Source organism: Bradyrhizobium pachyrhizi (assembly GCF_001189245.1).
Classification (GTDB): domain Bacteria; phylum Pseudomonadota; class Alphaproteobacteria; order Rhizobiales; family Xanthobacteraceae; genus Bradyrhizobium; species Bradyrhizobium pachyrhizi.
The window spans coordinates 1-234 of the sequence record NZ_LFIQ01000004.1; the positions used below are offsets into that span (position 1 = coordinate 1).

A 234-nucleotide genomic window follows, 5' to 3' on the forward strand; every position below is an offset into this window, starting at 1 on the left:
TCCGCGCCGGTCACCGCCTCGGCGCTTTCGGTCACGGTCTTTTCCAGCGACGGCGCCTGTACGGCGATGTTCTCGGCGAAGAAGCGCGCCAGCGCGACATAGCGCTGCGGCTCGGCTTCGCCGTTCGCCTTGGCGGCCAGCGCCTCGCCGGCGAGCATGCAGCCACCGGCCGTTGCGGCGAACAGCCGCAGATAGGGCGTTGCGCCGGCCAGTGCCTCGTTCGGCGCCGAGGCG

1 protein-coding gene is annotated in these 234 nt (G+C 72.2%); it reads right to left on the minus strand.

Going from position 1 to position 234, the window contains the following annotated elements; all coding sequences use genetic code 11:
• Window positions 1-234: acyl-CoA dehydrogenase C-terminal domain-containing protein (locus AKL29_RS00075; RefSeq protein WP_193395172.1), on the minus strand; the 234-nt coding region annotated here is incomplete at both ends.